The sequence below is a fragment of the Candidatus Paceibacterota bacterium genome, from assembly GCA_041660505.1.
Classification (GTDB): Bacteria; Patescibacteriota; Minisyncoccia; order Phycocordibacterales; family JACRKE01; genus JBAZWG01.
Genome location: JBAZWG010000002.1, coordinates 1 through 14,462, shown reverse-complemented (window position 1 = coordinate 14,462; position 14,462 = coordinate 1). Strand labels below are relative to the sequence as shown.

16 protein-coding genes are annotated in these 14,462 nt (G+C 46.0%); 1 reads left to right on the top strand and 15 read right to left on the bottom strand.

Annotated elements, in window-relative coordinates:
- Window positions 1-14: 14 nt before the first annotated feature.
- Window positions 15-464, top strand: coding sequence for a hypothetical protein (locus WC764_03930; GenBank protein MFA6006842.1), 450 nt, complete (start codon window positions 15-17; stop codon window positions 462-464).
- A gap of 208 nt (window positions 465-672) precedes the next feature.
- Here the strand turns inward: WC764_03930 and WC764_03925 are convergent, their stop codons facing one another.
- From WC764_03925 to WC764_03855, 15 genes are all read right to left on the bottom strand, one after another.
- On the bottom strand, window positions 673-909 hold the full coding sequence (locus WC764_03925; protein MFA6006841.1) for a hypothetical protein: 237 nt from the start codon (window positions 907-909) through the stop codon (window positions 673-675).
- A gap of 19 nt (window positions 910-928) precedes the next feature.
- Window positions 929-2,206 (bottom strand): peptidoglycan DD-metalloendopeptidase family protein, encoded by a 1,278-nt coding sequence (locus WC764_03920; protein ID MFA6006840.1) that lies wholly within the window; start codon window positions 2,204-2,206, stop codon window positions 929-931.
- Complete coding sequence (locus WC764_03915; GenBank protein ID MFA6006839.1) at window positions 2,196-3,329, bottom strand: UDP-N-acetylglucosamine--N-acetylmuramyl-(pentapeptide) pyrophosphoryl-undecaprenol N-acetylglucosamine transferase; 1,134 nt, start codon at window positions 3,327-3,329, stop codon at window positions 2,196-2,198. The genes WC764_03920 and WC764_03915 overlap by 11 nt, the downstream gene beginning before the upstream one ends.
- A 2-nt stretch (window positions 3,330-3,331) precedes the next feature.
- Window positions 3,332-4,429 carry a putative peptidoglycan glycosyltransferase FtsW gene (locus WC764_03910; GenBank protein ID MFA6006838.1) on the bottom strand — a complete coding sequence of 366 codons (1,098 nt, stop codon included), beginning with the start codon at window positions 4,427-4,429 and terminating at the stop codon, window positions 3,332-3,334.
- Window positions 4,430-4,431: 2 nt separating this feature from the next.
- Complete coding sequence (locus WC764_03905) at window positions 4,432-5,394, bottom strand: hypothetical protein (GenBank protein MFA6006837.1); 963 nt, start codon at window positions 5,392-5,394, stop codon at window positions 4,432-4,434.
- Window positions 5,395-5,402: 8 nt separating this feature from the next.
- On the bottom strand, window positions 5,403-6,467 hold the full coding sequence (locus WC764_03900) for a hypothetical protein (GenBank protein ID MFA6006836.1): 1,065 nt from the start codon (window positions 6,465-6,467) through the stop codon (window positions 5,403-5,405).
- An 11-nt stretch (window positions 6,468-6,478) separates the two neighbouring features.
- On the bottom strand, window positions 6,479-7,036 hold the full coding sequence (locus WC764_03895) for an SMC-Scp complex subunit ScpB (protein ID MFA6006835.1): 558 nt from the start codon (window positions 7,034-7,036) through the stop codon (window positions 6,479-6,481).
- The gene (locus WC764_03890; GenBank protein ID MFA6006834.1) at window positions 7,014-7,331 is read right to left on the bottom strand and encodes a hypothetical protein; all 318 of its coding nucleotides are present in this window, start codon (window positions 7,329-7,331) and stop codon (window positions 7,014-7,016) included. The genes WC764_03895 and WC764_03890 overlap by 23 nt, the downstream gene beginning before the upstream one ends.
- A gap of 112 nt (window positions 7,332-7,443) precedes the next feature.
- Window positions 7,444-9,156 (bottom strand): hypothetical protein, encoded by a 1,713-nt coding sequence (locus tag WC764_03885; GenBank protein ID MFA6006833.1) that lies wholly within the window; start codon window positions 9,154-9,156, stop codon window positions 7,444-7,446.
- Between the two features lie 26 nt (window positions 9,157-9,182).
- Window positions 9,183-9,920 (bottom strand): ScpA family protein, encoded by a 738-nt coding sequence (locus tag WC764_03880; protein MFA6006832.1) that lies wholly within the window; start codon window positions 9,918-9,920, stop codon window positions 9,183-9,185.
- Window positions 9,920-11,257, bottom strand: coding sequence for an aspartate--tRNA(Asn) ligase (aspS, locus tag WC764_03875; protein ID MFA6006831.1), 1,338 nt, complete (start codon window positions 11,255-11,257; stop codon window positions 9,920-9,922). The genes WC764_03880 and aspS overlap by 1 nt, the downstream gene beginning before the upstream one ends.
- A 39-nt stretch (window positions 11,258-11,296) precedes the next feature.
- Window positions 11,297-12,184: a DHHA1 domain-containing protein gene (locus WC764_03870; GenBank protein ID MFA6006830.1), complete on the bottom strand. Its 888-nt coding sequence runs from the start codon at window positions 12,182-12,184 to the stop codon at window positions 11,297-11,299.
- Window positions 12,177-12,494, bottom strand: coding sequence for a hypothetical protein (locus WC764_03865; protein MFA6006829.1), 318 nt, complete (start codon window positions 12,492-12,494; stop codon window positions 12,177-12,179). Before WC764_03865 ends, WC764_03870 begins: the two co-directional genes overlap by 8 nt.
- 27 nt (window positions 12,495-12,521) lie before the next feature.
- Window positions 12,522-13,391, bottom strand: coding sequence for a methyltransferase domain-containing protein (locus WC764_03860; GenBank protein ID MFA6006828.1), 870 nt, complete (start codon window positions 13,389-13,391; stop codon window positions 12,522-12,524).
- A 46-nt stretch (window positions 13,392-13,437) separates the two neighbouring features.
- Window positions 13,438-14,462 (bottom strand): hypothetical protein (locus WC764_03855; protein ID MFA6006827.1); only part of this gene is annotated, 1,025 nt, incomplete at its 5' end.

The window sequence follows — 14,462 nt, the reverse complement described above, 5'->3', positions numbered from 1 at the left end:
ATATAATGGGTATTATGATACCAGATTCGGGGGAAATAATCAAGTTCGACGAGGAGGGCAATACAGGACGCCTAGACCGATTTCTGTCCACCGTGCGACACTTCCTGGATTCACGCCTGTTTCTGGCTGTTTTGGTTATTTTCGTGGCTGTAGGTTCATTCGAGCTAGGGCTTATTGCTAATCTAAACAAACAAAGGCCGGCCGTAACAATAAGCGAACCCGTACCGGCTCAAGACGCTCGGCTTCTCAAAACGGAACCCGGAAGCCAAGCGTCTGGACCTTCTGAACCCAAGCAGGGGACAGGAGGCACTCTTGTGGCCTCGAAAGGGGGTACCAAGTATTACTATCCATGGTGCGGAGGTGCTAACCGGATCAGTACCGCAAATAAAATATATTTTGCTTCAGTGGCTGAGGCACGAGCAAAGGGGTACACACCGGCCGCAAATTGCAAAGGCCTCCAGTAGGCTTATTTATTAGAGGGGAGCGGTATTGTATAATACTATACATGTCGTAGAATATATCTTTTGCGACACGGTGTGTCGGAAAAGGTCATGGCGGCTAGGGGGCTATCCTATCTTATCCATTGCCCAGATGGTAATGGCCCCTCCAAGGATTATTGCGAATGCTAGCCAGCCTATAAATTCTAACAAGGATACGCTGATCATCACTCTCCTACTTATGGACGACTCTCGAGAAAATTGTCAGAAGAAAGTTTACGATCGGCATAATGACCTGATACCAGATTGCCTTGAGAACGGCGACGGCTCCTTGCCCGACATCAATACCAAGCTGTTTAACCTCGTCGAATGTGGTTGTCTTAAAGAACACAAGAAGCGCTATAACAGCGCAGATGATTACGATGATTCCAAGTGTAGACACTCCCCTTTTTGTATAAAATTTTTTAGGCATAATATTATTATATCGTAAACTACAGCATCTGCAAATATGAAGTTGGATTCAGATAGCCGCTAAAGGACGCTACGGGCAGGGTATATGCACCACAGCTCCTCACTCGACTCTGGAGCTTGCTTATATTGACACTCGCCTTAGCAAACAATGAGAAGTGAATGTGAGGACCGGTTGAGTATCCGGTATTGCCGCTGTAGCCTATTCTGTCCCCAGCTTTAATGAGTTGTCCCTCGGTAACGGAGATAAGCGACATGTGACCATAGAGAGTACTCATATTCATGGCATGATCTAATAGTATCCATTTGCCATAGGAGGCTCCCTTGCAGTTTAAGTCTGTATTGCCGAAACCGCGCACCACTGCGTCTGCGGCGGCGTAAACCGGTGTACCTATTGGCACTCCTATATCGATGCCATTGTGACCCTTACCGTTATAGGCTGTAGTAGTCCTAGAGAACGCAGTATTGCCAAAAAGTTGGGTTATAACTCCGCCTTGTGTTGGCCACTTAAATACCTTCGTACCTGCCTTGGGTATAGAACTTGGGTCGAGGGTGAATGAAAGCCTCGCTTCGTAATCAAGTAATTCGGCTTCTACGGCCTCGCGTTCCTTCTTCTTCTCCAGCAGAAGCTTCTGATAAGTGGCCTCTTTTGATTTCGTCACGTCGAGCAAAGCCTTTTTTTCCTGGCTTGTCGCTTCGGCAATCTTCTTCTTATCCTGAACTTGTTCGGAATAATCGGTTAAGCGCGCCTTCTCCCTCTCCTGTATTGTCTTGTTCTGGTCAAGGGATTCTTTAGTCTGTTTGGCCTCTATGATACGGGCGGTGAGATTCTTTTGTATTTGTTCTACGCCTTGCTCATAAGCCCAATAAGCACCCATAGAATCATAACCAAGGAAGACGGCTACTGGAGATGCTGATTCTGTCTCGGCCAATATGCGCACAGTCTCCCCCACCATGTTTCTGCGTAATTCTAGCTGTTTGGTTGTTGCCTGTATCGAAACATTCAAATTTTTAATCGTACCCTGTGTTGCACCGATCTGTTTTTTCGCAGTGGTTATCTGCTGTTCGAGTGCCTTACGCGACGCGTCTAGGCCAGCAAGCGTTTTCTTCAGCGTGGTTGCCTCTTTGCCGGCGTTGGCAGCCAAGGAGCTTGCCGCCTTTATTTCTGAATCTAGCTTTTTAAGTTGGGCGGTTTTGTCGTCTATTTTACTCTGTAGATCGGCAGTTTGCGCAACAGTTGAGGCTAGCGGAGTCAGCGCCAGAATTAGCAAAAAATATATAATTACAAACTTATATTTCATGTGACAAAGCAATCGTTAAGAGTTCTCGCGCTATACGTTGCGCGCTCTTATCGTCCGCGAATGCTTTGGCCGCCTCACGCATATTTTTTTGCACCTCCTGACTTTGCAAAATACGTTCAATTTCCGAATATAATATATTCGGACGCAGATTCTTGTCCTCTATGACAACACATGCACCGGTGCGCGCGTAAGCGTAAGCGTTCTTGCGTTGATGGTCGTTATGAAAGACACTCTCATCGCCCGGGATGATTATGCTCGGTATGCCCCATGCGGCAATCTCGAAGATCGTAGATCCGGCTCGTGAGATAACTATTGCGGCACTCCCGCCGATCATGCGCAAGGCCGATGTATTTACGTAGTCATAAACCCTACAGCGAGACTGTTTACCCGTCTTTTCAAGTATATAGGTCACTCTCTTCAAGATATCTTCGTAAGAGTCTTTGCCTGTCTGTATGATGACTTGGGCATGCTCTATTAGCTGTGGAAGTGTGTCGACAAGCGTGTCGTTCATTTTTGCAGACCCGCTTGAGCCACCCGTCACATAGATCACCGGCAATGCCGGATCGAAGCCGAAGAACTCATGCGCTCCGGAATATGCCGGAGAGAAGAAATCTCTACGAATTGGGTTGCCGGTGACCGCGGTCTTGTCCGGTGGAAAGAACTTGGCTGCCTCAGGGTACGATACGGCAATCTTGACGGCGAATTTGCCCGCCCAGAGATTAACACGCCCAGGGACACTGTCTGATTCGTGGATAACAACCGGGATTCCGAATACCCGCGCCGCTACGAGCGCCGGGATACTGCTGTACCCGCCCTTGCTGAAGATTACATCCGGATACAGGAGATATATTTTCCAGATGGCGCCCAAAATACCAAAAAATGTTTTTATTAGATTCCAGATATTCTTTGGTGAAAAATATATTCTTTGATTACCAGCCGGCGCGAAAATGTAGGCGATACTGTTGTCGAATAACGCTCGTTTGTTGTACGGGCCGTTCGACATGAAGTAGAGTTGAGGTGCTACGAATTTTTCTTCCTCCGATAGCCGTGCAAGTTCCTGCGCCACAGCGATAATAGGATAAAAGTGTCCACCCGTTCCCCCTCCGGTAAATAATATTTTCATAACTATTGAGTATGTCTAGAAATTTGCAATAATATCCCCGCTTCAATGAACGCCATTAACAGAGCCGTACCGCCCTGACTTATAAAGACAAGCGGGACTCCGGTAAGCGGGATAATACCGGTCAAAGCCGTTATGTTTATATACGACTGTGACACTATCAGTATAACAATTCCTATACCAAGAAGTCTACCGAACTGATCGGGCACCCTGTCGGAGATACGAAGCCCCCGCAAGGAATAGAACATGAACAATAGAATTAGAACAGATGAGCCGATAAAGCCGAAGTCCTCGGAAAATACAGAAAATATGGAATCACCTATCGGTTCCGGGAGATATTTGAATTTTTGCACGCTCTGGCCGAAGCCTCGGCCAATTATCTGCCCCGAACCTATGGCTATGAGCGATTGACGCAAATGGTACGAAGTATCCAGAGTCCCCTGTTTTGAATTCAAAAAAGTATTAATACGGTCCTGCACATGCGGGTATACGGTAGCAAGACCGGCAGCAAGAATTATTCCCGCCAATGCGAAAATAGCTAAATGCAACCAGCGCCCGCCTGCAGCCAGAAAAACGGCAGTAGCACCGCAAACGACCACCAGGAATGTCCCCGTGTCCGGCTGTTTAAGTATTATCGCGCCGACAACTGCGACAGTAATAAGAAACGGGAGAAAGCCTTTTGTGAACGAAGTCACGTGAGTCTTTATCTTCGCATAATAAGCAGCCAAAAAGAGTACCGTGCCGAGCTTTAGAAATTCCGATGGCTGAATAGTGCCGAAACCGAGATCTATCCAGCGCGTACCTCCCTTGGTGCTGAAACCTATGTGCGGAATGAAAACTAGAATAGTGAGTATAAGGGTTAAGAAAAAAATCCCCGTGGCATAATGCTGAAAGAATTTATAATGGATCTTCGTAGCGAGGAAAAATAGCAAAACAATACCGGCGAGCGCAATAGCACCCTGTTTCATTAATACCAAGGAATAATTGGCTCCACCCCTGGATAGCAAACCCATAGAAGCGGAGGCGAATACCAGAAAGCCGATCGTGACCAATAGCACGGTAAGTGTGGCTAGTATCACATCTACTCTTTTTGTTCTATTCATTACTAATCATGGCTAAAATAATCTTGCACTATATCTATGTATAATCTGCGAGTACGCTCAAGCTGGTCCGGACCTAGTGCCGAATAATGTTCCATGCCCGGCATCGAATTAACCTCTACAATTACATATTCTACCATGCTCTTCTCGATATCGTCTGTGGTTAAAATATCAACGCCCGCCAGATTGAGCCCCAGATCTTTTACCGCTTTTATGGCTAACTCTTTCGCGTTATCGCATATAGTATCTGTCATGTCTCTGGCTTGGCCTCCGGTCGAGAGGTTGGCATTATCCAGAAGCTGTAATCTCTCGCCATTTTTTGGGATAGAATCCAATGTCAAATTATACTCGCGCTTTATCCTCGATACGATTGTTGGCAGTGGTATGTCATATGCAGGCAAGAGCTCTCGTATGCTTTTTATTCCGTCGCCGAATATAATAAGTGGCGTGCGAGAATATGCCGCTACAACTTTATCTTTATACACTACAACGCGATAATCAGTACCCGGAACGCAAGGCTGTATAAGCGCGATATTATCTATTGCGAAAATATTAATAAGTGCCAATTTGAGCTCTTCGTCGGAATATACTTTGGCCACTCCCCTACCCTGGCCCTTGCTGTTGGGTTTAACTATGCGCGGATAACCAACCTTTTCTGCGTATTCCAGTGCGGCAGTTAAATTATTCTGGGTATTATTTATTCTGCACCATTCGTCAGAGAAGAATGTTTCTGTGGATATCACAGGATAACCGAATTTCTCCAGCAGGAATTGCGTATAATCTTTATCAGTCGCAATCTTCGAAGCGCCCAGTGGATTTATATCCAGAGCTGATAACTTAAAAAAGAATCTCTCGCCGGTATTATTTTCTATATAACCGACATGGCCGAACTTAGGCTCAACAATACACTTGAATTTCAATTGCTCTGCCGATCCTCTAAGCATCTTTACAGTAAAGCGTTCTATCATAATCTGCTCTATTTGCCCGCTATCGCTACAACAATACCCATGATAGATGTGATGATACCCACTATCCAGAAGCGCATTGTCACTTTATACGACGGCCAGCCAAGCGCCTCGAAGTGATGATGTATCGGTGCGACAAGAAAAACTTTCTTACCGCCTCTGAATTTTTTTGACAATAGTTGAATGATGTCTGAACCTGATTCCGCGAGCAGGGGAAAACCAATAAAGACAAGAACCGGAACGGTGTCTGTAAGAAAGGCAATAACTGCCAAGGTAATAGTTAGGCCAAGCGTACCGGTCTCTGTCATATAGAATCTGGCGGGCGGGATATTGAACCAAAGGAACGCAAGCGTTGCGCCGGCGATTACCGCACAAAGTGCGGCTATGTCATATTGCGTTTGATAGAAAGCGATGAGAGAATACGACGCGTACATGATAGTAAAGATTCCGCCGGACAAGCCGTCTAGCCCGTCAATAACAGTACCGGAATACATTGCAATCATTACCAGCATAAACAGTGGTATCATCCATAATCCGACGTAGATCTGGCCTTCGAATGGGAACCAGAGGGTGCTGTTGCCAAGCTTGGCATAGAACCACCAGCCGCCGATGAGCCCGATGACAAGCACTGCGGCTAGGCGCTTCGCCAAAGAGAGGCCCCCTCCGCCCACCGCGTGACCCTCGTTCTCCGCAACGTGCAAGATGTCGTCTATCAGACCAACTAAAGAGCCGGCGATAAGAGAAATAAACGGCAGCCAGGTTTGATTGCGCGAGAGAAAAGAGAATCGTTCGAGAATACTGTTATGATCGACTTGCGCCAGGCCGAAAAATATAAGTGTAGTTATCAGCGTACTCCCCCAGATCACGATACCGCCCATGCGCGGGGTGCCAACCTCTTTATCTTTATGCAGATTGCTGAAGATCGGCGTGGCCTTGCCGTCGATACCGACACTGCGTACCTTCTTCTTCCACAATTTGTGTTTATATAAAAAAGTAGTTAGAGTCGGCGTTATCGCCAATCCGGTTAGGAATGATATGGTAAGCGGTATAAAAATCTTTAAAATCGGCGCGTTCATAAAGATAATGCCTAATGCTTGTCTTGTACCACAGCGGCAAGTTTGTCTTTAATTAAAGCATAATCCGGCAATCGTGTCACATCCGTGATTCCTAGGAGTTGGAGGAGCTCGATGGTCGGCACATAGAGAGAAACTCGAGCGTCGTTCTCGTCTGCTTTGCGCTCGATAAGCCCGCGGAGCATAAGCGCACGGATTCTGTAGCGAGAATTAACCCCGCGCACATATTCTACCTTGGCCGCGCTTACGGGATGCTCGTACAAGACTATCGAGAGAACTTCGAGCTGGGATTTGGTCAAAGGCTCTGTCCGCTCCAGCTTCAAGACTTCCTGCAAGAATTCATAAAGCTCCGGCTTGGTCGTGAGCGCCACAGTATCCTCCGTGCGTGTGAGCCGCGTCGCGCCCGCCTCAAGTCGCGTAATTAGTTCTGCAATGGCCATCTCAAGCTCCCCTTCTCCGACAGAACAAAGCTTCATAAGCTCCGCAATCCCCATAGGCTCGCCTTTCATAAAAAGCAGAGCCTCTATTTTCCGGTCGAGTTGTATCACGCTACTTTCCATGTGCGTATTCATACATAAATTTGTAAGAAAACGGTTCGGCAAAGTTCCGCAATACCTTGCGTGCGTACTCATCAAGGATCGTATAACCCATCAGAAGACTTTTTACGGCACGCCACTCCTCCCTACCTGCGGGAGCGATATCGTGCCGCGCAAGTATCGTATCAACGATAGCAAGGGCGCGTTGTTGCGCCGCTTCGGCTGCAATCGTCTCGCCCTTTTCGGCATAGTTCAACATCCTCCCAATCTCTGGGTGCGCATTCGCCATGTAGAATAGTGCTGTTCTCTCCATGTTATTATTTGAGTTCATCCAATCCAATCTTGTATTCAAGTATCCTGACTTCCATATTATCTTCTATTATACCACTTCTTGCCCCGACGTTGCAGTCGGGGCTCCGACCAAAGCGTCGGAGCTGATTAAATTAGACAACTTCATTTTGATAACACTGTTCACAATAAACTATCTCCGGCCGATCAGGGGCGTAGGTTGTTTCAAATTCATTCGAGCAATGACCTTGATGATGAGAATGAGCTTTATCGCACATGCATTGTCGGTGCCAAAGATAGAATGGATTGCGATACGAAAGTCTTTCTACGTGTCGACAGTTTGGGCATAAACGCGGTATGGGAAGTCGCATATTGCGATACAAGGAAAGTTCTGTTGGTATTATTCGAAAGGCAGTAGTACACCCGTCGTTACACTTTCCTTCATGCGCGCAACCAATGGTCTCGTTAATGATGTTGTCATCAATCTCATCTATTGACTCCGGGAGGTTTTGCGTTGGGAGCGTAACTTTATAATCCTTGGTGTCGGGGTCTCGCCACCTAAAACCTTTTGCGAGAGCTTCTACTTTTGTGAGAGGGTCGTATTCTTGAGCCAACGTCTCATTATATGCAAAAAGTGAGATTTCTTTAGGGTAGAATTCCCCATACTCTCCGGTCTGGGTAGTGTGTTCTATAATTTTTTTATGCAGAGCGATATATTCCCCCTGCGAGTATTGCTTGTTTAATATGCAATATTTCTTTTTTCTCAAAGACACGCAGCCGAATAAATTAGAAACATCCATGCACCAGTCTGTGTAATCTGTTTCGCGAGCTTGGTCGGAAGAATTGAAGAAATGAATAGTGTTGGATCCTGACCCGCAAATAATCCCTTCATACAGTAATTCCGAACCCCTGCCGCCCATAACATCATAAGAATCTTTATGGCCGGGTAATAGTCGATCGCAGTATTTAAGATTATCGCCGTTGTAAACATTGAACGACTGGCGAACGCTGTTTGAGCTGTCAATCATATCTCCTGTGCAATTTGAAGATTTGTTTATATCGGCATATTTATGCAATGCTCCCTTGATCATCTGCCTAAATTCAGTACGCAGTGCCTCAATAGTGGCTATGGTGCCGGTATTTAATTCCTTGATTGCAAGTTCATAGTCTGCTTTGTTGTATTGCTTATTGCGAAACACATACTGTTTATTGCGCAAATTACTGCTCATAAAACAGTTCTGACAGTTTGAGCAATCGTAAAGGAAAGATGATTCTAGACAATTGCGCGTATGTACGAGGTGGTGCGAATTGTAATTTTTGGTGGCATCGACATTTTCATAACAAAGCTCCAGCTCTTTTGCATCGAGACAATCAAAGGAGCTTCTGGATTGGTCTAAATTTTGCGAATATGCACAGTCCTCGCTAAAAATACCCGAATAACACATGTACAAATTCTTGCTATCAAGGAGCGAGTTAGAAGCAGTGCAGTTAACAGGATTACCGTAATATAGTATCGCAACGCGTGGCACGACACGGAGTAATTCACCAAATTGTTCGAAGAATGGTCGAGAGAAGTCGTAATCGCGCCCATAGCTCGTCGGGTCCCACTTGTCGGAATACCAGCAGGTGCGGCAATATACGACATAAGGGCTCTCTGGTGCGTACATCGATATTGTAGCCTGTCCGCAAAGCGCACAAGAGCCGCGATAAAGCGTACGAATGTTTCGCCACAATAGTCTACGCGTCCTGCGGCATTCACGGCAGAAAGTGGGCGGAGGAACTTTTATCTTCTCGTAAAAGGCGAAATCCTCCGGTTCTATTACGAAGCTTTGTTTACAATTCTGGCAGGATTTATTTTCTCGGTTCATTTTAGTTTTTTTATTTCGCTATATTTTTATCCATATATCGGTGTGCTTACTTCTTCCGGTTGGATAAGTATGTCATGGAAGGTGCTGTGCTGTTCGACGCTTATTTTGCCTCTCCTCATTAATTCGAGCAGAGCTAGGAAGCTTAAAACAATATTTAGCTTATGCTCCGGCCCGTGCTTGCCCTCATGAGCTTCTCTAAACGACAGTTTAATCCCCTGCGTGACGCGCGTGAGCAGACCTTGCATTGCCTCCTCCAGCGACATTATCTTCTTGATTGTCGTCTGCGGGATAGGCGCGATAGTTGGTATGGCATTAAGCAGGTTCATGACTATTCTAGACAACCCTGTTGGCCATAGCGAACCGTCTGCGGGCGGTGCGAATATAACAGTTTCTTTACGTTCATATGGTAATAGTAATTCTCTAGCCCCGAACTCTTCAGAAATTTTCTTGCCTGCCTCTTGATATATTGCGTATAACCTCAAGCGCTCCTCAAGATTTTTTATCTCGCTCTGCTCGTCGTCTGTTATGACTATGCCGGGCAAGAGCGAACGCGATTTGATAAGCATGAGTGTCGAGGCGACGAGTAAGAACTCGGCTGATTCGTGTATCGGGAACTCCTCGAGCTTAGACGCGTAAGAAATATAAGTGTCGGCAATCTCGGCCAAAGAAACTTCCGAAATATGCATCTTGCGTTCGGTGATCAAGGTAAGCAAAAGCCCGAGCGGTCCCTCGAATTTTTCATTTTTGACGGCGAATTGCGGCATTACTCCTGGCTTAATAATGTATCTATCCGATTCATGTCCCTTGGGAACATTGAGGCCTCTCGGACATTCTTGAGTCCCAATATCTGCATCGTAAGTCTCTCTGCTCCGAACGCAAACCCGCCTTCTGGCGGGACCCCGTAGCGAAAGGCCTCCAGGAACATAGAAATTTTCTCCGGGTCCATGTTCCACTCATTTACATGCTGCATAAGCTGCTTGTAGTCGTTGATGCGACGTCCGCCGGAGAGCCACTCCACGCCGCGACAGAGAAGGTCCATCCCCTCGTTAAATTCTGGATTTTCCGGATTAGGGTAGACATAGAAGGGCTTCTGGCGAGTCGGATAACCATAGACGTAGACGAAATCTGAACCGGTCTCTTCCTTAATAATTTCGCATATTGCCCGCTCATCTTCCGGATTAAGGTCTTTATCACCGCGACAGTCGCGGCCACTGGCCTTAAATATTTTCTCTTGCACCTCCGTAAGTGACAGGGTGGGTGTTTTGTCAATCATGGTTGGAATTTCGGCACCAAGGATGGCCAACTCATCTGCGCATCGGGTACTCACCTCCTTGAGAATATAGCGCACGGTTGATTCTGACATATCTCTTACGTCAAGCCAAGAGTCGATGAATGCCATCTCGGCATCAAGAGAAACAATCTCGGTCAGATGTCTGGTGGTAGCACTCGGCTCTGCGCGAAAGATTTTATTTACCGAAAAGACCCTCTCGAAAGCTGTCATCACAATCTGCTTATACAGTTGCGGAGATTGAGAAAGGTATGCCTTCTTGTCGAAATAATTAACCTGAAAGACCTCCGCGCCCCCTTCCGCAGTGGCCGGAGTGATAGACGGAGCTTGGAACTCAAAGAAGTTCTGACTCTTCATGTATTCCCGGAAGGAATCTATGATGACGCTTTGCACTTTGAATATCGCTTGTAAGCGCGGGTGGCGGAGCATTAAGGCGCGGTGATCAAGCTGTGTCGTTAAATCGAAATTAAAACTCTCGAATGACATGTCGAATGGCAAAGCCTCTGCCGCAGCCAGGACCTCAATCTTCTTTACCTCAATTTCTATGTCGCCATTTTTGCGTCCGGCTTGAATATTTCTTTCCGCCCTTTTATTTACAACCCCCTCTACCTTTACCACAAATTCATTTCGGATGTCCTTAGCCGTATCCATCGCCGAGCTTTTAGGAAGCACTACTCCCTGTACAAGTCCGCTCATATCGCGAAAGTCGAAGAAGACCAACTTGCCTTGATCGCGTCGCCCGTTAACCCAGCCTTTAATTAGCACTTCCTGGCCAATTTGTTGGCCAAGATCCTTGATATATGTTCTTTCCATACAATATTGTTATGTATGGCTAATAATAGCAGAGAATAGCTACTTTTGCGAAGGGGAAAGAAGTTTGGCCAACAAGTCTTTTTTTAGCTTATTTTCCGGCATATCTACGGTATCCAGAAGTATCGTAAACCCCGCAGCCGCTTTGTGACCGCCCCCGCCGTATTTAACAGCAAGTTCCGAGACGTCTTTGTTGCCGTCGGAGCGTAATGACACAACTATTGCGTTCTTCTTGCGTGACCACATGAGTGCCATCGGCGGATACTTGGTATAGAGCATATGACCAACGTCGGAGACATGGCCCGGGCAGTTCGCAACCGGGATTTTCATCCCTTCGAGTTCTATAAAATAGTGCTCCTCGGCCAGCTCGCCTGCTTGCTTCAAGAATGCTTTAAGCAAGAGTGTCCCCTGTTCTGTAGATTTCTCAAATCCTACTGAATCATCAAGTAGGTCTGCATAATCGCTCCACTCATCGAAGTTATAGTCTAAAAGCCATGTCGCTGATGGAATCTCCTGAGCAAAAGGTAACTTATGAAGCCATAAGTCGTTATCCTCTACATATTGAATAAGTTTAGGCACCGGCAACTCTGGATGAAAGTAGATCCAAGAAAGTGATGCGCCGGAATGATTCACGTTAAAAACGAATTTCGTTGATCGGCCAATATGATCTTGATTTGTAATGTGATGATCAATGCTCGTTAGTGATTTAGCTTTAATCAACACATCACTAAATACCGGCTCGGGTAAGGTCATATCAAGCGTATAAACCTCTTTACTCGTTACATCCGGCAGTTGCGTGCGCCCATGCTGATAAGGAATATATTCTGCTGTGTCGCCAAGCGACTTCCAAGCCGACCAAGCGGCGCCAAACCCATCCGGGCAATTGGCGTGATAAAATACAAGAATATTTTTTTCTGGAGTTCTATGCATGTACCTCCAGTTTCTCTATGCGGATTTCATGATTGTCGAGCTGTCTATCATGCCCAGTTAAATCGCGCTGCATGGCCGACATAGTTTGCTTGAAATGTTGGTTATCTGTGTGAATTGTTTTCAGTTCGGTCATTATTAACTCAAAGGATTTTGTATGGCTTGCATGCATTCTGCCGTGTTCTGCAAGAAGTTGATGAATTCCGGCGAAAGATTTCGCAATCCCCGTCATGGCCTTATCAAAAGTACTCTGAAAAATACCGAACTTTTTCTCGGTCAAATACTTTTTCGTACTAGGAGCTTTTGCTTTCATGGGTAAACTATACCAGAGCTCTCTTCCTTATACAACCCTGGTTCGTTCAAACACGGCAAGTATGTGCTTCACGGTGATTGTTTTCTGGTCTTGGCCTAGGTTTTCAAAGTGTTTTAGCTTGAACCCCAATCTTTCTGTAAACAATTTTTGCCATTCTTCTGCTGTTAAATATGAGCCGGGTACCGGTTCGGTGCTTCGGTGGATCAAACGCCAAAAGTAATCGGCAACAAAGGTAATGTCCCAGTCTTTTTTGCGATCGCCGGTGTGCTCACCGGGAATTGTCTCGATCAGAATAAGGCGTTCTTTTGTAAGCCGTGCCATTTCTTCTGCACCGGCAAATGGGTCTGCCGTATGATGAAGGACAGTGGTCGCATATGCCTGATCATAAAATTTATCATCACGAGGTACGACTTTACCGTCGTATACCTGCACCTGGCCCTTTGAATCATCGCTTACAACATCCCATCCTTCAATGTCCAGTTTTGGGAAGCTCGCATGGACCTGTCTCATAAACTCTCCATTGCCAGCACCGAAATCCAAAGTTTTTCCTTCGATGAGTAAGTTCGGAGCAACCTGCTTGAACATAATGTCTCGTCGTTCGTTTACGAGCCCGGCAACATATGACTCAAAAGGTGTATAATGCACCGAAAGCGTCTTCAAATATTCCCAGATTTCCCGTTCTCGCTCACGCAGTGGCTTGTCCTGCGAAAGCAACTCGTTCGTTTTCTGTGCATGCTGTTCAGGATTATCCACTCCCATTCCCGAAAATGAATTAATATACGTGTTAAGGCAATAAGGTGCCAACTCTTCGTTCATTAAAACAGAAATAAGTCGAGAACCAATATTTTTTTCATATGTCGGTTCAATATTCTCCGTGTCTGACACAAGCGGTTCCATAATTATTTGTGATGGAAAGACTGAAATTTATTCAAAAATAGCTATTTTATACAACCTCCTGTTGGTAACATGTTTCGCAATACACAATCTCCGGCCGGTCTGGAGCGTATGGCGTGCTTATGGGTTTACCGCACTTGGCGCAGGTGCGTTCGTAGAGGCCGGGTTGGTTGCGGAGTGCGACACGGGACATGTGTCGGCAACGGAAGCACATTCTGGGGAGGGGTATACCTACTGAGCGATAAAATTCGAGTTCCTTTGGAATAATTCTGAAAGCCACCGAACAACCATCGAGACAATTTCCAGCATGCTCACAGCCGATCGTTTCCTGTAAAATTGCGTCAGACACGTCCTTAATATTATCGGGCATGTCTTTCGCTGGTACTGTAATTTTATACTCTCGACTAGTTGTATCGGCCCACCTAGAACCCATGGCTTCAGCCGCTTCTTTAGTTATCGGAAAAAATTCCTGGGCAAGCGTCTCGTTGTATGCACAAGGTGCCATGTCTAAAGGGAAGAAATCGCCATATTTATACGTTCGTCCTTGTGCGTCTACATATGGCATCGCGTTCATATGCTCTATAATTTTCGGCATCAGGGCTTCATATTCTTCTTTAGAATATTGCTTATTAAGAATACAGTATTCTTTTTTGCGCAAGCTAATACAGCCAAATAGATTGTTCGATGAAATGCAGGCTATCGAGTATTGCATGTCGCGACATTGAAGAAAGCAGGAGTTGCAAAAACGCACATTATAGGCGCCACTTCCAACCTGTTGACAATAGTACACGAGTTCGGCTCCGTCGCCCCAACCAAGATGATCGTAACAATCCTTAGATGGGCCAAGAATTAAATTCTGCACGAAACGACAATCCTCAGCTCCGCGTACGCGATACGAGTCTCGAACATTTTTGGATTCATAAATATATTCTCCGGCGCAGTCAGAATTTTTTAGGCTGTGCATATATTTGACTGGGAATTTCAACCAAAAACTTTTTGCCTTCTCAAATTCTGACGCAACAGTCTCCCGTGAGCCCAAGTCGATATTGGCTAGGCGTTGTCTATATTCATCTT